The sequence below is a fragment of the Bacillus sp. MD-5 genome, from assembly GCF_002201875.1.
Lineage (GTDB): Bacteria > Bacillota > Bacilli > Bacillales > Bacillaceae > Bacillus > Bacillus stercoris.
Genome location: NZ_CP021911.1, coordinates 31,942 through 54,395, shown reverse-complemented (window position 1 = coordinate 54,395; position 22,454 = coordinate 31,942). Strand labels below are relative to the sequence as shown.

At 41.3% G+C, this 22,454-nt stretch carries 20 protein-coding genes, 5 tRNA genes and 2 pseudogenes; 2 read left to right on the top strand and 25 right to left on the bottom strand.

Translation table 11 applies throughout. The features are described from left to right. Positions 1-45 precede the first annotated feature (45 nt). From CDO84_RS00255 to CDO84_RS00245, 3 genes are read right to left on the bottom strand one after another with little or no spacing between them, the layout of a single operon-like run. Entirely contained in the window at positions 46-1,032 is a 987-nt protein-coding gene (locus tag CDO84_RS00255; RefSeq protein ID WP_040084336.1) for a two-component system sensor histidine kinase YbdK, read from the bottom strand. Next, positions 1,029-1,700 carry a two-component system response regulator YbdJ gene (ybdJ, locus tag CDO84_RS00250; protein WP_040084337.1) on the bottom strand — a complete coding sequence of 224 codons (672 nt, stop codon included), beginning with the start codon at positions 1,698-1,700 and terminating at the stop codon, positions 1,029-1,031. Before ybdJ ends, CDO84_RS00255 begins: the two co-directional genes overlap by 4 nt. A 1-nt stretch (position 1,701) precedes the next feature. After that, entirely contained in the window at positions 1,702-2,679 is a 978-nt protein-coding gene (locus CDO84_RS00245) for an alpha/beta fold hydrolase (protein WP_040084339.1), read from the bottom strand. 135 nt (positions 2,680-2,814) lie between these two features. Here CDO84_RS00245 and CDO84_RS21535 point away from each other — a divergent pair. Beyond that, positions 2,815-2,931, top strand: a pseudogene (locus tag CDO84_RS21535) (MerR family DNA-binding transcriptional regulator); the annotation flags it as partial. A gap of 149 nt (positions 2,932-3,080) precedes the next feature. Here CDO84_RS21535 and CDO84_RS00235 read toward each other — a convergent pair. From CDO84_RS00235 to CDO84_RS00190, 10 genes are all read right to left on the bottom strand, one after another. After that, complete coding sequence (locus CDO84_RS00235) at positions 3,081-3,422, bottom strand: hypothetical protein (protein WP_040084342.1); 342 nt, start codon at positions 3,420-3,422, stop codon at positions 3,081-3,083. A gap of 205 nt (positions 3,423-3,627) precedes the next feature. Next, positions 3,628-4,800 carry an MFS transporter gene (locus CDO84_RS00230; RefSeq protein WP_040084344.1) on the bottom strand — a complete coding sequence of 391 codons (1,173 nt, stop codon included), beginning with the start codon at positions 4,798-4,800 and terminating at the stop codon, positions 3,628-3,630. 126 nt (positions 4,801-4,926) lie between these two features. Next, a complete protein-coding gene (locus CDO84_RS00225; RefSeq protein ID WP_003234907.1) occupies positions 4,927-5,229 on the bottom strand; it encodes an ArsR/SmtB family transcription factor in 303 nt (100 codons plus the stop codon). Between the two features lie 519 nt (positions 5,230-5,748). After that, entirely contained in the window at positions 5,749-6,111 is a 363-nt protein-coding gene (locus tag CDO84_RS00220; RefSeq protein WP_040084346.1) for a Na-translocating system protein MpsC family protein, read from the bottom strand. 57 nt (positions 6,112-6,168) lie between these two features. Continuing rightward, on the bottom strand, positions 6,169-6,459 hold the full coding sequence (locus CDO84_RS00215) for a DUF6407 family protein (RefSeq protein ID WP_014662580.1): 291 nt from the start codon (positions 6,457-6,459) through the stop codon (positions 6,169-6,171). 58 nt (positions 6,460-6,517) lie between these two features. Next, positions 6,518-7,045, bottom strand: a complete 528-nt coding sequence (locus CDO84_RS00210; protein ID WP_040084347.1) for a carbonic anhydrase — start codon at positions 7,043-7,045, stop codon at positions 6,518-6,520. Positions 7,046-7,113: 68 nt separating this feature from the next. Then, positions 7,114-9,726, bottom strand: coding sequence for a DUF2309 domain-containing protein (locus CDO84_RS00205; protein ID WP_040084348.1), 2,613 nt, complete (start codon positions 9,724-9,726; stop codon positions 7,114-7,116). A 14-nt stretch (positions 9,727-9,740) separates the two neighbouring features. Further along, positions 9,741-11,258: an NADH dehydrogenase subunit 5 gene (locus tag CDO84_RS00200; protein ID WP_040084349.1), complete on the bottom strand. Its 1,518-nt coding sequence runs from the start codon at positions 11,256-11,258 to the stop codon at positions 9,741-9,743. A 656-nt stretch (positions 11,259-11,914) separates the two neighbouring features. After that, positions 11,915-12,448 carry a methylated-DNA--[protein]-cysteine S-methyltransferase gene (adaB, locus tag CDO84_RS00195; RefSeq protein WP_040084350.1) on the bottom strand — a complete coding sequence of 178 codons (534 nt, stop codon included), beginning with the start codon at positions 12,446-12,448 and terminating at the stop codon, positions 11,915-11,917. After that, on the bottom strand, positions 12,432-13,070 hold the full coding sequence (locus CDO84_RS00190) for a bifunctional transcriptional activator/DNA repair enzyme AdaA (RefSeq protein WP_040084351.1): 639 nt from the start codon (positions 13,068-13,070) through the stop codon (positions 12,432-12,434). Before CDO84_RS00190 ends, adaB begins: the two co-directional genes overlap by 17 nt. A gap of 272 nt (positions 13,071-13,342) precedes the next feature. Between CDO84_RS00190 and CDO84_RS00185 the strand changes: the two genes are divergently transcribed. Beyond that, positions 13,343-14,254, top strand: coding sequence for a DNA glycosylase (locus tag CDO84_RS00185; protein WP_040084352.1), 912 nt, complete (start codon positions 13,343-13,345; stop codon positions 14,252-14,254). 140 nt (positions 14,255-14,394) lie between these two features. On the opposite strand, the pseudogene CDO84_RS21290 reads toward CDO84_RS00185, so the two are convergent. The 12 genes and pseudogenes from CDO84_RS21290 to CDO84_RS00130 form a co-directional block, all read right to left on the bottom strand. Beyond that, positions 14,395-14,507, bottom strand: a pseudogene (locus tag CDO84_RS21290) (hypothetical protein). A 71-nt stretch (positions 14,508-14,578) separates the two neighbouring features. Continuing rightward, positions 14,579-16,381: a glutamine--fructose-6-phosphate transaminase (isomerizing) gene (gene glmS, locus CDO84_RS00180; RefSeq protein WP_040084354.1), complete on the bottom strand. Its 1,803-nt coding sequence runs from the start codon at positions 16,379-16,381 to the stop codon at positions 14,579-14,581. Positions 16,382-16,814: 433 nt separating this feature from the next. Then, positions 16,815-18,161 (bottom strand): phosphoglucosamine mutase, encoded by a 1,347-nt coding sequence (gene glmM / locus CDO84_RS00175; RefSeq protein WP_014662570.1) that lies wholly within the window; start codon positions 18,159-18,161, stop codon positions 16,815-16,817. Positions 18,162-18,179: 18 nt separating this feature from the next. Beyond that, the gene (cdaR, locus tag CDO84_RS00170; protein WP_040084356.1) at positions 18,180-19,622 is read right to left on the bottom strand and encodes a CdaA regulatory protein CdaR; all 1,443 of its coding nucleotides are present in this window, start codon (positions 19,620-19,622) and stop codon (positions 18,180-18,182) included. Next, positions 19,615-20,436, bottom strand: coding sequence for a diadenylate cyclase CdaA (cdaA, locus tag CDO84_RS00165; RefSeq protein WP_014662568.1), 822 nt, complete (start codon positions 20,434-20,436; stop codon positions 19,615-19,617). The genes cdaR and cdaA overlap by 8 nt, the downstream gene beginning before the upstream one ends. 159 nt (positions 20,437-20,595) lie before the next feature. Beyond that, on the bottom strand, positions 20,596-21,222 hold the full coding sequence (rsiW, locus tag CDO84_RS00160) for an anti-sigma-W factor RsiW (RefSeq protein ID WP_040084357.1): 627 nt from the start codon (positions 21,220-21,222) through the stop codon (positions 20,596-20,598). Between the two features lie 13 nt (positions 21,223-21,235). Continuing rightward, positions 21,236-21,799 carry an RNA polymerase sigma factor SigW gene (gene sigW, locus CDO84_RS00155; protein WP_003223646.1) on the bottom strand — a complete coding sequence of 188 codons (564 nt, stop codon included), beginning with the start codon at positions 21,797-21,799 and terminating at the stop codon, positions 21,236-21,238. 229 nt (positions 21,800-22,028) lie between these two features. Then, positions 22,029-22,100, bottom strand: a tRNA-Gln gene (locus CDO84_RS00150). A gap of 4 nt (positions 22,101-22,104) precedes the next feature. Beyond that, a tRNA-Tyr gene (locus tag CDO84_RS00145) sits at positions 22,105-22,189 on the bottom strand. A gap of 21 nt (positions 22,190-22,210) precedes the next feature. Further along, positions 22,211-22,283 (bottom strand) — tRNA-Thr (locus CDO84_RS00140). 4 nt (positions 22,284-22,287) lie between these two features. Then, a tRNA-Val gene (locus CDO84_RS00135) sits at positions 22,288-22,363 on the bottom strand. A gap of 3 nt (positions 22,364-22,366) precedes the next feature. Further along, positions 22,367-22,441, bottom strand: a tRNA-Glu gene (locus CDO84_RS00130). Positions 22,442-22,454 lie beyond the last annotated feature (13 nt).

Here is a 22,454-nt window from a genome sequence, read left to right as displayed (position 1 = left end):
ACCTATTATATATAGTTTATGGGAGAAAGAAAAACATCAGCGGGGTCACTCTTTTGAAAACAAGAACCGCGTTCCATACTCATTTGTCTCCAACTCATAAGTCATCGCAAGCAGTCTGCATATATCCTCAATAATCTTCAACCCAAGCCCCTCACTGTTCTCATTCCGATCAAATCCAATACCATCATCGCGGATAGAAACAGTGCCATTTTCGATCCTGACTTCCATCTTTTCAGCTTTTGAATGCTTTAACGTATTTTGAAAAATATTATCAAACAGCCTTTGCATCCATAACACGTTGCTCATCCATATCACATCTTGATCTGCCGGCTTAAAGTGCAATTCAATCCCATTCATACTATATAAATAATCCCACTTTTTCACCGCTGTTTCTAACAGCTCATTTAGACGCACTTCTTCATTTACGATATAAGAGCTTTCTAGCGTTTCGGCGGAATATAGATTGAATTCATTGGTTAATTCCGAGATATAATCGATTTGCTGATACAACGATTCGAATACGGCCTGATCATGACATTGGCCTTCCAAATAAAACAACTGCAGCCTGAGAGCTGTTAAAGGTGTGTTAATGTCATGACGCAGTTTTTGCAAAAGCTCCTTTTTGATTTCCTCCTGCTGTTTCAATTCCAGTTCACGATATGTCGTCCGTTCAATTAACAAATTGACCGACTTGATCAGCTCCCCGATTTCATCAGCGCGTTTCACTTCTATTTTATCCGGCACCTTTTGATCACTCGCCAGATGCCGAATGGTATGATGTAATAGATTGATTTTATGCAGCAGAGAATGAATCGACTTCGAAAATAAAAAAGCTAACAATAAGAGTGATAACAAAAATACAATGAGCATTGCCGGATACGCAAAAGACCTGTGAAAAGGCGTACCGTGATTCATTGATTTAAACATGTTTTCATAAATGACAGACATCAAAATACTAACCGCCAGCAATAGCACCGGGACACTAATGACAGCCGTACATAATAACAACATATATTTTGTCTTTAACTTCATTTCTTCACAACGGTATTCAGCCGATACCCTTCTCCATATATATTTTCAATAATCTCACCCGCTTGATCGTTGATTTTGGCTCTTATTTTTTTAATGTGCACATTGACGATATTCGGGTTTCTGTCTTCGAGCTGCCACAGATATTCAAAGAAATGATCCTTTGTCAGGGTGCTGTCCCTATTTTCATATAAATAAAAGAAAATTTTCCGCTCAATCGCAGTAAACAACACCTCATCATGCAGGCTTTCATTGAACACTTTTTTGGTTTTAGCATCAATATACAAGTGCTTGATTTGCGTAAAGGTCCCATAATGATGCTCAAGCATATTCTGCATTCTTAACAGCAGCTCTCTCGGATCAAAGGGCTTCACCATATAATCCTCGCCTATTTTCAACCCTTGGAGCTTACTGTCCATGTCATTGCGGGCCGAAAGAAAAATGACCGGAATGCGCAGCCCCAGCTTTTTGATTTTTGCAGACATTTGATACCCGTCCTCACCCGGCAGCATCACATCCATAATGACCAAATCCACCTTCTGTATGACCGAAAGCACATCCGCTCCATCTGTTTTCCATATCACACGATATCCCTCACGCTGCAAAATCTTTTGCAGCAAATCACCAATCATCACATCGTCTTCAACGATTAAAATATGATAACCCTTCATCCTAGCGAACCTTTCTCATAAACTCCATGGAAAGTTTATATATTTGATCAGGCTGATATAAATAAATACTGTGTGTTCCCCTCAGTTCCTTTATATCGGCAGTATTGAATTGAGCCGCAAACGCTTCATAGTCTTTTCGGTTTCGTATGGCATACTTTGAATGTCTATTTTGGTCAGAAACCGCATCTAAAAATAAGACAGGAGTTTCTTTTGGCGCCGGCAAATTCACAGATTTCCTGCCGTTTTGGTAAGACTGTAACAGCTCATGCTCCATATCAGCATTAAAAAATTGCTTAAAGTTAATGGCTTTATAGATTTCTTTTTCTTTATCGGTTAAAAACGACTGACGAATCACCTCAGGGTTATATACAGCAGAAGGCATAAACCGATGAAAACCCATCGACGTTAACAGATGGAATCCTCTCACTTTCAGTCTGTCGATCCTGCTCAATTTATACGTGACGTACTGCTGAGGCAATCCAATATCCATCGCAATAATCGCCTTAATTTCCTTAGGATATTTCTGCGCCCAATACATCGCTTCAATCCCGGATATCGAATGAGGCATTAAAATATAAGGAGGCTTATTTCCACTTTTCATAAGCGCTTTCCTTGTCTGTTCCAGTATCGTATCAATATCTCTGTCATCGTGAGACACATCACTGTATCCATAACCTGCCCGATCAACAACAGCAATCTTGTTTTCCTTTGAAAACTTACTGTACAAACCTTTCATCTCATAAGCAGGCGCAGCAATCCCCGAGCCGGACATAAACACAAACGTATCCTTCCCGCTTCCCTCTTGATACACATTCATCTTTTTACCGTCAACATCGACCAATGTGCCTTTTTCTTTAAGAAGTGCTGCTTCCTTATTTAGTTGGTAATGGTGATAAATAAATACCGAGACGGATACAAGCAAAACCAAAGCAGCTAAGCTGCCAAAAAAGATTTTTACGACTTTCGATAATGTTTTCATATGATGCTCCTTTCACGTGATACTGAAAGGATACGATATGAAAATAAATTTCTGATTAACTTTGGAGAGATTTTATTTCCACATTTGACTTTGTCCTTACGGAAAGGTGTACATTTGGAGCAAGGAGGTGATCGCTTGCTATCGATCGGAGAATTTTCAAAGATATGCAAAGTATCAACAAAAACACTGCGGTACTATGATGAAATTGGACTCATCCACCCCGAAGATATTAATCCTGAAAATGGATATCGGAGGGTCTATCCGCAAAGTCCGAGAATTTCTTATACGCAGCCTTCTCCAAGGAGAACGACATTGAAAAGGCTACCGCTTATATCAATCTTTCACAAAACATAATTCAGGGGTATTTAATCTATTTATTCATATTTATTCACACAACAAAGTCACCACAAAGCCTTTTTCTCTTCTTCCTGCTCGATAAACAGATGATTTTCAGGACGGCCCAAAACAGAAAAAAGCGCCAAAAGCAACTTCCATCCTCGAAGCGGACTTCCGCATCTAAACTTCAACACTTCCCCTTCCGTTAAAGTAAACCTCAAAGTTGGGCTTGTACACCAAGCAATCTTCACTTGAATAACATGCTCACCAGGCGGCAAATCAATTCGCAGCCTCCCTCCATCTTTGATATTACCCATCTCAGCCCCATCAATTAGCACTGAATACTCTCTCAATTTGTTGATGTACTGCGATGTCCTGCTCATTTCAATGTACGTCTTTTGATTCACGATGACACATCCTCAAAGTAGTGATTACAGGCGAGAAGCATTAGAATCCTTCCGCCATATCGTTATTTCCATTCCTAGTATATTATAAATTGCTGTACCTCAGATCTCCGTCGGCAAAAATCTCTTTCAGCTTCAGTGTGCCTTCTACTTGGGCTTATAAAAAAACACCCGCTTGTAAAACGAGCGGATGTTAGATCTTTCGAAATTATTGATTAATATCTTTTAGCGCTTGTTTCGGTTGCGAATTGAAAATCATCAATGATGCAATAATGGCAATCATAACCCCTAACGCACCAACCCAGGTAATCGAGGCCAATGATACGTTTTCTACAAAAACCCCTCCTATTCCTGCGCCGACTGCCATGGCGAATTGCATCATTGACTGATTCATGCTAAGCAAAACACCTGACATTTCCGGTTCTATTGTAGCCAGGTGAAATTGCTGTGTCGGACCGGTGGACCATGCGGCAAACGACCATAATATGAGAATCACCAACACGCCGATATAGGAATGAGTAACAAGTGACAGCAGAATCAGTGTGACGATATGCAACGTCATCCCGCCAACGAGTGTAAAGGGCACTCCCCATTTATCGGTGCTATATCCCCCAAACTTCGATCCAACCAAACTGGCAATTCCAAATATAAGCAAAACACCGCTAAGCAGCTTGCCGTTTATACCTGAGATGTTCAAGAGATACGGTGACAAATAAGTGTAAGCAACAGAATATCCCCCGAGCCAGAAGAAAGTGATTGATAACCCCATAGCCACTTTCCGTTTTTTGAAAAGAGCAAGCTGTTGAAGCAAAGGCACAGGCTTATCACCTTTAGTATGCGGAAGAGTAAAGAAAATAACGGCCATTGCGATCAATCCCAACAAAGCAATGGCACCAAATACGGACTTCCAGCCTAATGCTACTGCTATCATTCTTCCAAGCGGAACACCTATGATTAAAGAAGCGGTAAATCCCATCACGACAGTAGCGATGGCACTGCCCTGCTTTCCTTCCGATGCAATCTTAGCGGCAATGGTTAAAGCGGTAACAACAACCACACCTGCTCCCATCGCCATAATGATCCGCGCTGCAATAAACCATCCATAACCAGGCAGTACAAAAGCCAGGACATTACCGAACACAAACAAACCGAGGGCATACATCATCAATTTGCGTCTATCCATACTTGCTGTCAACGCCATAAGTACGGGTGTAGAAAGAGCATATACAAGTGAGAAAATGGTAATAAGCTGGCCCGCGGCAGCTATAGTGATCCCGAGAGTATGAGCAATTTGATCCAAAATTCCCGAAATGATGTATTCTGAGGTTCCAACTAAAAAGCTGACAATGGCTAAAATATAAATTTTCCAAGTATTAGACATAAAGCATTCACTCCTTAATTGTTAATAAACATATCACGATATATCGATATGTTATTATAAAAAATAAACACATCGTAATATGTCGATATGTATAGTGTAAAAATAAACATCTTTTGATGTTTATTTTTATATCTCTGTTTTAAGAAAGTCAGCAAGTTTCCCAATGGCTTCTTCATCTCTTTTGTAATATGTGTACTTTCCAATACGCTCCGCCTTAATCAAGCCGGCTCTTAAAAGGATGGTAAGATATTGAGAAGCTGTCGATTGCGTCATTTTCAATTTGTCTGTTATTTGACTGACACATACCCCGATTGTGTTCATATCAATCCCTTCATGGGGTGCAAAATGACGATCGGGCTCCTTCAGCCATTGTAAAATTTGCAGCCTTGATTCATTTGATAAAGCTTTGAATACTTCAATTGGCTCCATACCAATTATTATATCGTTATATTTCGATATGTCAATTCGTTTTTTGGTACTCATTTCGAGGAATGAAACTGAAGACAGCATATCAAAAACCCTACACTTTCGAATGGGTCTCATTATCATGTTATTCTTGGGGGAACTCGGCGGTGACTTTGTTAACCGAAGCAAAGCTTCTAATTTAAATCAATAAAACATTTTGATTTTGGCTAAGGGAGTAAACAACACTATTCGCTAGAGGCTTACGTTTCACAGATGTTTGGGTTCGGGTATTTTGGATGTTTTTAATGAATTTGGCATTGACTAAGCACCAGCACCAAATTCATGCATTTTAATTAGATGTGAAAAAACATCCGCTCGTAACAAAAGCGGATGTTAGATCTTTCAGCAGGAATAACAAGTCCGCTCGTGGGTTATGAATAAAAAATAGTAATGATGACATAACTGTAAAGCAAAAGAAGCGGCAGGTAATATTTTGAATGCCTTCTCCCTGGCTTGAATAGCAGGGATCATCAAACATTTATATTAAAGATTTTTCTCTAGATCATTACATAATTTAAATACCATTACTCGTTCACCTGTCCGGGAGCTTAAATCAGTATGAAAACTTATCACTTTTTCTCCGGTGATTTTTAGGATAATATCCTTAAGACCTTCTATACCTGATTCGACTAACTCCGAGCGAGTTTGTTTAATAGATAACATACCCTCTTTTGATCCACACACTACATATTCAGCTGGTGTTAAAATCCCTTTTAAATTGACGATGACCATATCCCGGAGTATATCAGTTTTAACAGATACAGACCCGCGCCCAAGATAATCTTTCTCCCATTGAGTAATGGATTTACTGATCTCTGATTCAATAGAACCTTTCGATTTTTTCATATATCATACATCTCCTGAGCAAAAAAATTGGCATATTCTATTTGTGATTTCGTCTCATTAATATTCTCTTACAACATGTCCTTCATATACACCTTCAATATCCAAATCAGTATTACCGTTTCTTGTGACCACTATCATTTTGGATAACATATTTTCCTCCATCATAGAGTGTATATGCAAAAATCGAATGCTTCCTAAATGGGTTTCCTCAACTTCTTCATAAGATTGTAGATGATAAAAATCAATTGCTTTTCTTATTACTTTTTTCATACATTCCATATTTTCACGATCAAACGAGTTCATGTCCTCTATTGTTTTCGTGACAAAATCAGTTAAATTAGAGTCCATACCTTCTCCTTAGAGCTGTTTTTTTCATATATAGGTGTATAGAAGTTCTTCCATTTCATCATGACAAGCAATGATCAGGTGAGGTTTGACCTGTTTTCATAGCAGGAACCTCCACCATTGATGATGTTCCATCCTCTTGATTAATGATTAAACCTCGAACTTTAACATATGACGGCACTAATGGATGATGACGAATGATATCAACACTTTTTTCAATGGTGTCACTGCTATTTTCATGTAGCCATTCATCGACCGTACCACCTAAAAATTCAGGTTTGCAATTCTGAAAGAGATAATCCAATGTTTGTATTTTATCTTTCATTGCTTCAAGTTGAGTAAGTCTATGACCTGTGGAAGTTTTCTTATCTTTTGTTCCTACTACAAAAATCTCCTCAACATCTTCCTGGAAAATCGCAAAAATAACAGACCTCATGATTTCTCCATAAGGATGTGAAATACTGGCACCATAGCTTTGTATAGTCAACATACTTTCTGCAGGAGTGTTAGTCACTTCTTGTAAAATAGGCTCCAAGCCGTTTTCAATGTCCGTCAAAAATAATACTTTTTTATTTTGATTTCCATTCATATAGCACACCTCTTCCTTATGTTTAGTATTGAGTAACAAATCCATTTAATAAATGTTTAGATTCATAATTACCAGCTTTCCCAACATCCTTCTGGATCAATACTAGCCAGTCGGACCCATCCATTTTGAACTTTTTGCATAAATGCTGAGTCATTATTTAATAACCGTTCTACATATTCTTTAGGTGCTTGAATGAGTATCAACAAACGAAGCGGAGAATGATAGGCTTCGTGATCTGATTTCATGACGGATTGCCAAGGCAGTCCGGCTAACAAGTCACTTGCATTCCCCTGCATAACGCCGAGACCTGCTGTAACGGTTTGAGTTGCTTTATTTCCGCTGCCATAATAATGAGGTGCTACCGTTGATGCGTAATATTGTAAATTAATCCATTGGGCCACGGTTCCAGGTCCTGCAATAATATTTGCTAGGATTTCGCCGCTTTCATCCTGTTTCCAATCATAATTATGGAGAAAGGCTCTTCCTTCCAAATCACAATCCTGGGTTAATTCACGTTGGCCGATAATAAAAGCAGCATTACGAGCCAGCCCCCATTCCGGACGTATCTCACTCCAATCCTCCGCAAATCGGTGTGCCTCAGTCTTCGGATTTTTAAATTCCGATTGGAAATTCGGTAATTGGGCTAGACGTTCTGCATTTACATGATGTCTCACTTTCGGCATAACAGCTTCAATTTGCTCAAATGCTTCTTGTGCAGCTTCAGAAAGCTCCGGTACATAAAGCCAATGTAATTCATCCACCGTTGTATTATGTTCAGCTGCTGCAAACACTGTATCCTCCGGGATTTTAATTCCTTCATCTAAAAGTGCTTCTCTCACCTCTGAAAGATTACATAAAGCAGCTAAAACTCTTGCATTGAATCCACCGGCCGCTCCACCGCAGGCGCCACAGTCAAGTGCTGCGGAATAAGGATTATTGGTACTTTGACTGCCGTGCCCGCATATCACAACCAATGGTGCGATATTCTCTGTTAACCCCATCATTTTTAATGCTTGACGAGCATAGTTCACTTTTTCTTCATCAGTAAAACCCACAGGTATTTCCGCCTCTGTAGCATCATGATGAAGCGAGAGTTTTGTATCAGGTTTGCGCAGCCAAGCCTCACGGAGATTACGTATGAAACGACCCGCTTTTCTTGGCACAAAGCTACGTGCTGCCATTTGGAGAGTAAGCCAAGGTCCGCTTAGCTCAGGCAGAAGTAAGCTTGAAAGCACATTCTGTTTCATCGTTTTAAATGTATAGCTTAACGAATGAACTGCTTGCTTCCGTTGATTGTATTTGTTTAATACATCCTCATCCGCGAGCTCTTTTATTTTATTTTGCGGTTTTTGTATGATCGGCAAGGAGGCATGACTGTGTTTACTGCCAAGTTCACAAGTTGCAATCGGCACCCCGAAGAAACCTGCGATGCCAATCGTTTCAAACGGACCTTGTTTTTCTAGATGACGGCGAAAAGGTTCTGATCGTACATCAATGCAGAATGCTAATTGAGCTAATGCAGATTTTTTACCGGTTTCACGTTGTTTCGAGATGATCTTCTGGCTCAATCGATCAGTGTAAGTTTGTTCCCAAGCTTCTAACCAAAGTTTCCTGCGAAGTTTCTCATCAAAGCTGTAGGCAAATGATAAATATTCATTTTGTTCACTGGCCGACATCTGTGACCATTCCTCTAATGTAAGCCCACCCCAATGAATCCAAGCTGCTATAAGGGGAGCAATCGAAATTTTTTTCTCAGCTCGTTCATTAGTCAAGGGCAAATATGGCTTTATCAGAGCCCACTCCATGGATAATCGAACCGCTAAATATTCTGTTAAGAGTGCATGTTCATGGCTCGATTGTTGCGAGCGCCAAAGCATCATCCCTGCCCATCCAGGTAAGGAAAGTAAGTGAGCTTCAAGATAAGCCTGGATTTCTGATTCAGGGATTCCTAGTGCGAATAAGGCTTCTTGTAAAGCCAAATGCGCCTCTTGCGGCAAACCTTTTAACCTTTCACGCTGCTTTTTGCTAAGTGCTGGATCATATTGTATGAGCTGCTGCCAGGCACGATAGAAGCCTTCCTCACGATTGGGCATTGTCCAACCGGCTTGAGAGTCATCAAGATATAATTTACTCCACTTAATGACATGATGATCTAGTATAGTGACTAACCTTTCACCATCTTGATTCTCTATATACGAACTTAGTGGTTCCATAAAAACATTATCGATAGGATCCAATCCTCTACATCCACTTACTAATTTCTCCAGCTCGTGTGATGATAAAAGGTCGGAAGGTAATGGATCTAATTGTAATCCCGCATGACAAAACCGTTCTGCCACGTCCCGTGGGATGTGAAAGGAAAGTGAATCAAGCCAACGCTGCAGCCCCATTTCCACAAAAACTTCATCAATCTCACCTTTATTCTTTGCTGAACGGATCATAGACGCACTTGGGTATATATCAACATCACGCGTATTTTTCAACCAGCTTGCAACCTGATCAAAAGTCTGGTTTTCAAGTCCCATCCACGGATTGCGTGCAGCAAATGTAGAAATAGGCCAAAGTGGCGCAATCACTCGGCTGGCAGATGTAATCAAAACGTTAAGATTCCTTTCTTGAACATCAATATCTGTATCTATCTTTTTTACATTTTCTTTCGTTAATACGGATGTAATGCCCATCTCAGATTAGCTCCTTATGATAAATATTGTTTAAGGTAGTCTGGGTGACTCTCCACTGACTTTGGTTTTGCTTCACCTAACCGAACTAGCCAAAGATAGAGTATCGTGAAGAAAACGGAAGAACGATGACGAGCAATCCACGAACCTAAAGCACTGCCAAATAGGAAGAGGCATACGACAATGATGACAGCTGGCATTGGAGGCTGAACAGTTTGAGAAACGGCTGCATGCAGCCAATCATAGAAAAGGTTATGAATGATAAAATATATAAAGGCTGCTCCTCCTAAAACGATTAAGCCGGCAATTCGGCCAATTCGCCCCTCTCCAAAAGCTACAAGCTGAGTCCAGGAAACGGACAATGACCACCCTAAGATCAGCGCACTCATTAATTGATATCCGTCTCCAGGAGCAGTGAGCCAAAAAGCAACGCCTATAACTAAGGCTAACGTACGACCAGCCACGAGCCATAAATAGGATGATCTCTCTTTAACACGAGTCGATACTTCATGACGCTGTACGGCTGAACCAGCCTGTAAAAACAACGTAGCTTTAAATAAACCATGTAAAATAAGATGAATAATGGCTGCTATATAGGCCCCTAGTGCACACTGAATGAGCATAAATCCCATTTGTCCAATCGTGGAGCCTACTAATTGGCGTTTATAATCAACCTGGACTAAACTAATACCAGTTCCAATCAATACAGAAATGCCAGCAAGCAGAAGTAAGATAATCGAAGCGATACCACCATGAAATAGAGGTGAAAATCGAGTTAGTATTATTCCTCCTGCATTTACTAAACCTGCATGCATAATTGCAGAAACAGGGGTTGGAGCAACAATAGACTCAACTAACCATCTTTGGAATGGCCATTGACCTGCAGGAATAATTACCGCTAGTACAATCAATAGCTGAATCCCTGTTCTCTCCCATTCTCCCAGCCCAGCTAAACTTTCATTTGTTACAACCAATGATAACTGCCATTGACCTGTGGCATGAAAAAGCCACATCATCGCAAAAAACAAAGAAAACCAACTTAACAAAAATAACCGGCCAGAAATCTTGGCTGCTTCACTAGCCACTTGCCAAGCACTGTTTAACCTTATCAGTAAAGTTAAACCAACAAGAGTTGCTCCCCAAAATAGAACCATCAAACGGAGATCGCCACTTAACCACGTCATTGAAGCAGCACCTGTTGTAAAAGTAAAAAGCGCAAAATATTTGCGATAAGATCGATCCCCCATTAAGTAACGTACAGAAAAACGCTGAATAACGAATCCAATTGCAAGAACAAAGAAGGTCATTAAACAAGCTAAGGTATCTAAATGCCAAGGGCCAACGTTTCCACTCACGCTGCTATTGGCAAGGATCAGTAAGGCAACCAAAAGTGGTAAAGCCAAAATCCCAATATGAATGCGAACAAAACTCAAGGGCACTCGCGGATGTAAAAACAAAAGTCCACTTATCCCAGAAGCAATAAGCATAATAAAAAATAATGTTAATAATGATGACAAACTCAGCGAAACTAACATTTCAAATTCTCCCTTTTTAAATGTCGTTATTGCTCATACGACCTTTAAATCAGATCATATTTTTCTATAATGGATACAAATTTTATGTATCTCTATTTTTTTCCAACAAAAAAACCGACAACCTCAAAATTTCAATGATGATTGCAGATCATTGAATCTTGAAAATTGTCGGCTTCACTTCAACTAACTTCAGCGAAGTTTTTTGAAGAGCTACCTTATTATTTATCATTTTACTTTATACAATATTTTAAGTTCATTCTAAAGGAATGAAATCACCGCTACACTTTAATGATAGTGCTTGATTATAAATAAATCGACTTATGTTTCTCTTTCATTTAAATTAGGATACTTTTTCATCCTGTCAAGATTAGTTGAAAGAATGCTAAAGTCCTATCCACAAACGAAAATAAACATCTGGTGGCGATTTTTAAGTTAAGTATAAGATATGCTAAATCTTAAACATTGTCAAGATGTTGGATTACAGAGAAAGACCAAACCCCCTGCATCGCGGTTTAATATCAGCTTCACAAACTGCATTCATTTGAGTAACTCTGGTGCCTTTTGTTCTGGTCAAAATATTTCATTTTTGCACCTTATAGGGCAGCTGTCCTCATCATTGTCAAATGAGATCCATAACCAAAAGTGGTCCGGCAAAATTACTCATTGCTAGATGAAGCTCGTTTTTCCAGATCAAGGAGCAGTGCCTTCATTTCAAATCCGCCCCGATAGCCAGTTAACGAGCCATTCTTTCCTATTACACGATGGCACGGTACAGTAATTAATACCGGATTAGCCCCAATAGCCGCGCCTACAGCACGAACAGCTGCTGGTTTATTTATATCATGTGCAATCTCGGAATAGGATTTCGTCTGTCCATAAGGAATTTCACAAAGTGCATTCCAGACTGCTAGCTGAAATGGTGTACCTACGTACTCAAATGGCACAGTAAAGTTTTTCCGCTTTCCTTCTAGATACTGAGTGATTTCAGTAATGTAGGGTTCAAGCTTACCATTATCTTCAACAAGAGGACTTCCTGGAAAGTGTTTCTGAGCCCATTCGAACAATTCCTCAAATGGTTTGTTCTGTGAACCTACAAACACAAGCCCCTTTGAAGTGGAAGCAATATAAAAGCTCCAATCCTTAAACATCAGTAAAGACCAATAAAGGGTTGGCTTATTCTTTGTTTCCATTGAACGTTTCCCCCATTTTTCTCATTTGGCGAAATTGTGCTGGTGTCTGTCCAGTTTTCTTTTTAAATAAAGTAATAAAATAAGGTGCGTTAGCGATACCCACACATATAGCGATATCTCCAATCGCTTTATTTGTCTGAATCAAATACTTTTTAGCCGCCTGAACTCTAACCTGTTGTATATACTCAACCAGCGTAATACCTTTCATCTTTTTAAATGTTCGATGCATATGATACGGACTCCCATGGCAAATATCTGCTAACGATTCTAGAGTTAGTTTTTCTGTGAAATTTTTATCAATGTATTCAGTAATGAGATCAACCCACTCGCTATCAGGCATTTTTTCATTATTAGGCTTACAGCGTTTGCAAGGGCGAAAATTTGCGCGGAGAGCTTGTTCTGCGTTTGGAAAAATGCATACATTTTCTTTTTTCGGAACGCGAGATTTACAGGATGGTTTACAAAATATCCCTGTCGACTTCACAGCGTAGAAAAATTGGTTATTGTACGTTGCGTCATTATTTATAATTGCTCGCCACTTTTCATCTGTTAGCATTTCTACATCATTTAAAGTTCTCTGACCATGGCTCTCTTTATGTCCGTTATTGATACTATCCGACATTTATCTCACCCCTCCTTACAATGCTCATCTAATTCATTTTGAATTGAATCCCAATTTACGTTTTCGACACGCGTTTTTATAACTTGGGCGATTTTAATCCACTCCCGTTTAGCATTCTTGATAACTAACACTATAACCTCATAAATAGAAAAAATTAAGGTGGTTAGAATGTAATAGCAAGATAACAAAATGAGTAAAGCTTATTATGTGATAAAGTAAAATTCAATCAGTGTGAGTTTTCTATCATTATTTAAGATAAGGAGAATGAATAAGTGACATGGCATGAAATCAATGACGTTATTGTCATTACATTACCTGAAATTTTCGACATGAATGCGAACCTAGGCTATCTAACTAGGGAAAAAAATGAATGCATGTATGAAATAGAGAACGATATCATTACAAAAGTTATTGCCATAGGGGAAATTCGGTCCTTAGTGCAGGTAAGCGTAATCAATAATAAACAAATGGTTGTCAAATTCCTAAACGATTCTAGACCTATTGAAAAGTGGAAACGGGAGGAAATTGTAAAATATATTCATGAATGGTTTGATCTTGATTACGATTTAACACCATTTTATGAAATGGCAAAAGCAGACCCATTACTTAAAATGCCTGCCCGACAATTTTATGGATTGCGGCTTGTCGGCATTCCCGATTTATTTGAAGCATTATGTTGGGGAGTTTTAGGGCAACAAATTAACTTAGCCTTCGCGTACTCCTTAAAGAAGCAATTTGTAGAAGGATTTGGCGATTCTATCGAATGGAATGGGAACAAGTATTGGGTATTCCCACCGTACGAACGAATAGCACGGTTAACACCTACCGACCTAGCAGATATTAAAATGACGGTAAGAAAAAGTGAATATATCATTGGAATTGCCAAATTAATGGCCAGCGGAGAATTATCGAGGGAAAAATTAATGAAAATGAACTTTAAAGATGCTGAAAAATACTTAATTAAAATACGGGGAATCGGTCCTTGGACAGCCAATTATGTTCTAATGCGCTGCCTTAGGTTCCCGACAGCTTTTCCAATCGATGATGTGGGTCTTATTCATTCGATAAAAATATTACGTCATATGAACCGAAAGCCTACGAAAGATGAAATTATAGAAATATCGTTTCCATGGAAAGAATGGGAATCATACGCTACCTTTTATTTGTGGCGTGTCCTTTACTGAATCATTACGACTTAAACCACGAATGACTCAATAATAAGGTTGTTATTACAATAGGCTCTCCGGTTATTCCAAGTTCACCTGCAATTACATTAGAAAAAAGCCGTTTCTCTCCACTGAAAAATTCATGCAGCCTACTAGTTTTAAAGCCTTTTAAGCTCGTTAACTGGCCTTATGTGAAAACATCTTAAATCTATAGCAACGGCCGATCGATAGTCGGGTCCTGTACCACACTTTTTTTAATCCATTTTTCCACTGTAGATGTTCTTTTTCATTTGGACATAAAAACACCCCTTTAGACAATCATATCCAAAGGGGTAAAACACTTTATTCTACAGTAACACTTTTCGCAAGGTTACGCGGTTTATCAACATCACAGCCGCGATGAAGCGCAGCATAGTAAGCGATCAGCTGCAATGGAACAACAGATACCAACGGAGCAAGCGCTGGGTTTACTTCCGGCAGTACGAATCTGTCATCCGCATCGTCTAGGCCTTTCAGTGAGATGATGCATGTGTTGGCTCCGCGAGCAGCAACTTCTTTGACGTTTCCGCGGATGCTTAGGTTTACGTGCTCTTGTGTTGCCAGTGCGAATACCGGTGTGCCTTGTTCGATCAGGGCAATCGTTCCGTGCTTCAGCTCTCCGCCGGCAAAGCCTTCTGCCTGGATGTAAGAAATCTCTTTCAGCTTCAGTGCGCCTTCGACACATACGAAGTAGTCAAGACCGCGTCCGATGAAGAAAGCGTTTCTGGATACAGTCAGATATTCACGGGCGATCATTTCCATTTCGTCTTTCTGGTCGCATAAAGCTTCCATTGCGTTTGCCGCGATACCGAGTTCTTTGACGAGGTCAAATCCGATATCGATGCCGTTTTTGTCAGCAGCCACAGAAGCAAGAACCGCAAGAACTGCGATTTGTGCAGTGTATGCCTTCGTTGACGCAACAGCGATTTCAGGGCCTGCATGAAGCAGCAATGTATAGTCAGCTTCACGAGAAAGCGTTGATCCAGGTACGTTTGTGATTGTCAGGGCTTTGTGTCCGAGCGCTTTGACTTGAACGAGAACCGCGCGGCTGTCTGCTGTTTCTCCGCTTTGAGAAAGGAAAATGAAGAGCGGTTTCTTAGACAGAAGCGGCATGTTGTAGGAGAATTCACTCGCTACATGCACTTCAACCGGCACGTTTGCCCACATTTCAATATATTGTTTACCGACTAGTCCTGCATGGTAGCTTGTTCCGCAGCCAATGATATAGATGCGGTCCGCTTCCGCTACAGCGGAAGCGATATCGCCAGGCACAGACAGCTTGCCGTTTTCATCTTGATACGTTTGGATGATTTTGCGCATAACAACTGGCTGCTCATCCGTTTCTTTCAACATGTAGTGAGGGTACGTGCCTTTTTCGATATCACTGGCATCAAGCTCAGCAATATAAGACGCACGTGTGATCACGTCACCATCAAGGTTTTTGATGACAACTTGGTCATCAGTGACGATAACCATTTCTTTATCCATCAGCTCAACATATTCGTTGGTTACTTGAAGCATCGCCATTGCATCAGATGCTACGACGTTGAATGTGTCTCCAAGGCCTACTAATAGAGGGCTTTTGTTTTTCGCTACAAAAATCGTTTCTCTGTTGTCGTTATCGAATAAAGCAATTGCATAAGAGCCTTTTAACAGTGTAAGTGTTTTGCGGAACGCTTCTTCTGTCTCAAGTCCTCCATTGACGAATTGCTCGATTACTTGAACGACCACTTCTGTATCGGTGTCACTTTTAAGCTCTACATCTTGCAAATACTCTTGCTTCAGCTGAACATAGTTCTCGATCACGCCGTTATGAACAAGTGTAAAGCGGCCCAGTGCGCTTTGATGCGGGTGAGCGTTCAGATAGCTTGGTTCGCCGTGTGTTGCCCAGCGAGTATGCCCAATTCCGGCTTTCGCTTCTATATTGGCATCCACAACTTCACGAAGATCTGCAATGCGTCCTTTTTCTTTGAACACATGGATTCCCTGTTCATTGGCAACAGCAATACCAGCAGAGTCATATCCGCGATACTCAAGCTTTTCTAACCCTTTTAATAAAATTTCCTTCGCATCAAGCTGACCGATATAACCTACGATTCCACACATATTTTTCTTCCTCCTAAGATGGTAAAAGGAGACGAAGAAAGTCAAATTTCAAGGGGACTTTCAATCGTCCCCTCCTACATGTTTTTTGGAAGATCATGTGATTTCTCTTTGTTCAAGGAGTCACCCCCTTGGTTTGAAGAAATCCTTACGGCTGTGATCTGTATACTCAGCCGGGAGGCATCCGCCGAAAATTCGATAACCTCCATCCTCGTCAACTAAGCCTTTTTCCGGGCGCTTAGTTCGGGCGCTATAATTATAGGTAAATCCATAATCCCGTCTACTTTTCCTATTAAGAAAGTAAGAACAAGACAAGCTTGATTTTACAGCATGTGGCATAAACGGTCAATTGTTTTTTAAACAACTTTGCCGTATGTCTCACAATTATCATATGTAAACGTCGCTTGTCTTGTTCGCTCTCTGATTAGAGACTTCGTTACTCTAATCCCATTTCTGACCGGACGACTTCAACAATGCGATTGACATACTCATCGCACAGCTCTTTCGTCTTCGCTTCAGCCATGACACGGACGAGCGGTTCAGTTCCTGAAGGGCGCACCAAAATCCGTCCGTCGCCGTTCATTTCTTTTTCAACTTCAGAAATAACTGCTTTTACTTTTGCATTTTCTTCAACTTTATATTTATCAGTCACTCTCACATTGACTAACAGCTGCGGAAACTTTTGCATTTCAGCTGCAAGCTCTGACAGCGGCTTGCCTGTTGCTTTCAAAGTGTTCATCAGCATGATAGCAGACAATAATCCGTCCCCTGTCGTGTTGTAATCAAGGAAAATAAGATGTCCTGACTGCTCTCCGCCGACATTATAGCCATCTTTTTTCATTGCTTCTACTACATAGCGGTCACCGACAGCTGTCTGCACGCTTTTGATGCCTTCTTTCTCGAGCGCCTTATAGAAGCCGAGGTTGCTCATCACGGTTGAAACCACTGTATCATCCTTTAAGCGACCCTCTGATTTCAGGTGTTTTGAGCATATGTACATGATTTGGTCGCCATCAACGATATTTCCTTTTTCATCAACAGCAATCAGGCGGTCGCCATCACCATCGAACGCAAGGCCGAGATCAGCGTTTTTCTCTTTGACAAACGCGCTGAGCGCTTCAGGGTGAGTCGATCCGACGCCGTCATTAATGTTTAATCCGTTCGGGGAAGTACCCATTGTTGAAACATCGGCATCTAAATCAGCAAACAGGTGTGTCGCCAAGGATGACGTTGCGCCATGAGCACAGTCAAGTGCCACATGAATGCCTGTGAAATCTTCATCGGCTGTCTGTTTTAAGAATTGCAGATATTTTTGTCCGCCTTCAAAATAATCGTTAACAAGCCCAAGATCGGCTCCGACCGGTCTTGGCAGCTTATCCTCAGGTTCGTCCATCAGGCGCTCAATTTCAGCCTCCTGTTCATCAGAAAGCTTGAATCCGTCTCCCCCAAAGAACTTGATGCCGTTATCCTGCACTGGGTTATGAGAAGCGGAAATCATGACGCCCGCCTCTGCATCCATCGCTTTTGTCAAATAGGATACACCCGGTGTAGAAATGACACCCAGACGCATGACTTCTGCGCCAATGGATAAAAGTCCGGCGACAAGGGCTCCCTCCAGCATATGGCCGGAGATGCGTGTATCGCGGCCTATCAGCACTTTTGGACGTTGTTTGTCTTTTGTCAGCACATAACCGCCGAAACGTCCGACTTTAAAGGCCAGCTCAGGTGTAAGCTCACTATTGGCGACACCTCTTACACCGTCTGTTCCAAAATACTTGCCCATTTTGTAATCGCTCCTTTTTTATTCCGATGAGGATTGTGAATCCGCAGTGGATTCATCCTCATCCTGATCTTGGTTTTCGTCTTGGTTTTGATCGTTGCTGTTTTTATCAGTGTTCTTTGTATCTTCTTTCTGATTGTTCTTTTGATCATTTGTTTGTTTGTCTGTGTCATCCTGATTTCCTGATGTATTGCTGCTGTTATCATTCGTTGATGTATTGCTTTTTTTGGATGTCAGCTTGATTTTGGCGTTTTTCTGCCCCAAGGACCAGGTTACATTCTGAGGTCCGTTTACTTCAAGCTTCACGCTATGCTCCCCGTCCTCTAAATCTGAAACATTCACATACAATTCGATATCTGATTTTTTCAGTTTTTTTATATTCGCGGGAGAGCCTTTAGCCGTTACGTCTATCGCTTGTGATTCAGGATCAAGAAATTCAATGTTTTGTGAACTGCTCAGCCCTACAGTCTTGATAGAGACATTCTCAAACTTCTGATCCGCTTCACTATCGACTTCTATATGCAAAGTCACCTTTGACGGCGAGATTTTTTTGACGCCATCAGGAAGCGGAATATCTGCCTCGATATCGGAATCCTTGTTAATTTTGCTTAAATCTAAGCTGACGCCATCAATAAATTCAAGAGAATCCAACACATCCTGTGAGCCGTAAACCGTTACCTCACTGGGGCTGGATTCAATATTCGCTATGCTGACACCGTCAGGAAGGCTTCCTGTCCGTTCAATTTTAAAGGGCACTTTTTTACTTGGGCTTGTCACCGGAACGGTAATCTTGATGACCGAGGGCTCAACGTCGACAGGAAGCGCGTTTCCGTCTTTATCATAGACAGTCACTTTCGCTTCCTTTTCAATCGTTTCATCCGCGTTTTCTAAATTCACTGAAGCTTTGACAAGAGAAATATTATCGATCACATTTTTAGATCCGGTAATCTGCACATTTTTCGGACTGACAATCGGCTGCTGCGGAGAATAGCCTTTTTTCATCTTGCTTTTATTGTAGTACTCCACTTCTACAGGAAAGCTTTTGGTCGTCCGTTCCTGTATGGTCACTGTCGTAACAGACGGATTAATTGAGATTGTCAGCCCATCCGACACGTTTTTGGCCTTAAGCTCCACCTTATGTGTGCCGGTTTTCAAATGTTCCATATCGGCGTATATTTCAAAGTTCTTGGTCTGCCTAGCCTTTTTCACGGCACTTGTCGAGCCTTTTATCGTGACATTAACCGTTTGCGGAACACCTGTCACGACGTAATTTTCATCATCATAATACGCTTTAACCGGAATATCGGTCAGAGTTGCTTCATCAGTTGTTGATGTCGGAAAGAAAGATTCACCCGGTTTTTTCGGAGTCGGTGCTTGGTTGCTGTTAACCGCCACATAAAGCAAGAGCGCGAAAAGCAGAGCAATGATTTTCACAGCCCAGCGGTTGTTTAAGAATTTATCCATTTTTCTTGCCCCTCCAATACCAGCGGATAGAAGAAGTGTCTCTGGTGTTTTTCTTAAACTCGGCTTCAAGCATTTCTTTCAGCGCTTCTTCTGTCAGCTCTCTGTGAAGGTCGCCGTTCTTTGCCACACTGACGCCGCCGGTCTCTTCAGACACAATAATCGTCAAACTGTCTGTTACTTCACTGATTCCGACAGCCGCTCTGTGCCGCGTGCCCAATTCTTTTGAAATAAACGGGCTTTCAGAAAGCGGCAAATAACAGGCGGCCGCGGCAATTTCATTATTCTTCATAATCACCGCACCGTCATGAAGCGGGGTGTTTGGGATAAAAATATTAATCAGCAGCTCAGAGCTGACTTTGGCATTCAGTGGTATGCCGGTCTCAATATAATCCCCCATTCCAGTATCCCGCTCAATGGTCAGCAGGGCGCCTATACGGCGTTTCGCCATATAATTGATCGCTTTTGTGATGGCCTCAATCGTTTTCTGCTGCGCTTCTTCTACAGGCGTGCCGCTCCTTGAAAAAAAGCGGCCGCGGCCTAGCTGTTCAAGCGCTCTTCTCAGCTCAGGCTGAAAGATAATAATAATTGCTAAAAATCCCCATGTTATCGCTTGGTCCATCAGCCACTGAAGTGTGCTGAGGCCCAAATATTGGCTGGCCATACGAACAAGCACGATGACTACAATTCCTTTTAACAGCTGAACCGCTTTCGTGCCGCGTATCACCATAATCAATTTATATATCACATACCAAACAAGGAGAATATCAACGGCATTGCCGAGGTACTGCAAAAAAGGGATATCCTCAAAAGCCATTTCCTCGTCCTCCAAGATTTCAGTCATTTCGTATTTTGTGTTTTACGTGTTACGCATATGTACTTTACATAGCGAGCCCATTATACCACATATCGATTTAGCAAGTGAAATGTGTCAGCCGCTCAGCCCGCAAAAAAAGAGCAAAGCAGCTAACGCGCTTTACTCTTCTCCGTTCGGATTGAATGCATTGAGTACACTTTTCCCCGCAGACTTCATCTTGTACCATGTCCAGTCGAATAATTGATTGATTTCTTCAATTTGACCGGTGACTTGTCCAGCAGAGGCCATATACTTTTCGCCGTTCACGACGGTTACATCCCCGTCTATTTTGCCTTTAATAATCAGCTTGCCGTTTTTGACAGTGACATCACCTTTAACCGTCTCACCTTCCGGCACGGTCACAGTATGGTTATGAACCACAAGATTCGGCTGCTTGGACACGCTGAAATTGTGGTCATTATGCCAGCTGTTAAAAAAACCTCCGCCCATCAAAATGATGAATACCGCAGCAGCTGCGATAACGGGATGGCTTCTGAACCATCTTTTCACAGAAGCTCTTTTCTTCTCCTTAGGCAATTTTGCCATGACATTAGCGGTAAAATCCGCGGGGGCTTCGACATGCGATGTGCTCCGTACGAGCGCTATAGATTTCTCCATCTCGTAAAAATGCTTTCTGCATGTCTCGCATGTCTCCAGATGTTCATTTAATACGTGTTCATCTTTTGGAAGGATATCTCCATCAAGATGCATATGCATAAGCTGCACAATTTGTTCAGGACAGCTCATTTCATCACCCCACTTAAAGATCCCTTAATTGTTTTCTAAGAGCCTCTCTGCCCCTGTGAATCCGCGTTTTCACAGTCCCCACAGGAATGTTTAGAATCTCCCCGATTTCAATTAATGAGAGTTCGTCAATATACTTTAATACGATGACTGTTCTGTATTTGTCAGGAAGCTTTAAAATTTTCTGCTGAATCGTGTTTGAGAGCTCCAGCGACACAACTGCATCTTCAGGCAAAACACCATCTGCGGCGATTTGGGAATACATGGTCAAGCCTTCTGTACCAGCCACCTCTGCATCGAGGTAATAATCCGGCTTCTTTTTGCGAATGCGGTCAATGGTCAAATTGGTCGCGATTCGATAAAGCCAAGTTGAAAATTTCCGGTTAATATCAAAACTGTCGATATTAACGTACGCTCTGATGAAAGCCTCCTGTGCAATATCCTCCGCCTCATGCACATTGCCAAGCATACGGTAGCAAAGCTGATAAATTTTATCTTTGTAAATATCTACGATGTCCGCAAATGCATCCTGGTCGCCTTTTTTGACTTGTTTAATTCTTTTTTTAATCATCATTTCCATATTTATCTAACCTCTGCCTTCACCGGTCTGTATGTATACGAGCTTCGTTTCAAAAGGTTTCAATTTTTTTATAAAATAAGTTTATCAAATTTTTGGCAGGGTGTAGATGGTAATTCGTGAATAAACTACCTTAACATATTTTTAAAATTATTATACAGACTGAACAGTTAGAAGTTGGAATGAATTTTAAAAAAGAAAAAAGACACCTTTTGGTCAAAGGTGTCTGTGACTGGGCTAGCTGGATTCGAACCAACGCATGACGGAGTCAAAGTCCGTTGCCTTACCGCTTGGCTATAGCCCAATAATGGTGGAGGGGGGCAGATTCGAACTGCCGAACCCTGAGGGAGCGGATTTACAGTCCGCCGCGTTTAGCCACTTCGCTACCCCTCCACATTAAATTTTGAAAAACAGTGCCGGCAAGAGGACTTGAACCCCCAACCTACTGATTACAAGTCAGTTGCTCTACCAATTGAGCTACACCGGCAAGATGGTGGAGGATGACGGGCTCGAACCGCCGACCCTCTGCTTGTAAGGCAGATGCTCTCCCAGCTGAGCTAATCCTCCAAATGGTGACCCGTACGGGATTCGAACCCGTGTTACCGCCGTGAAAGGGCGGTGTCTTAACCGCTTGACCAACGGGCCGTTGTGTTCTCGT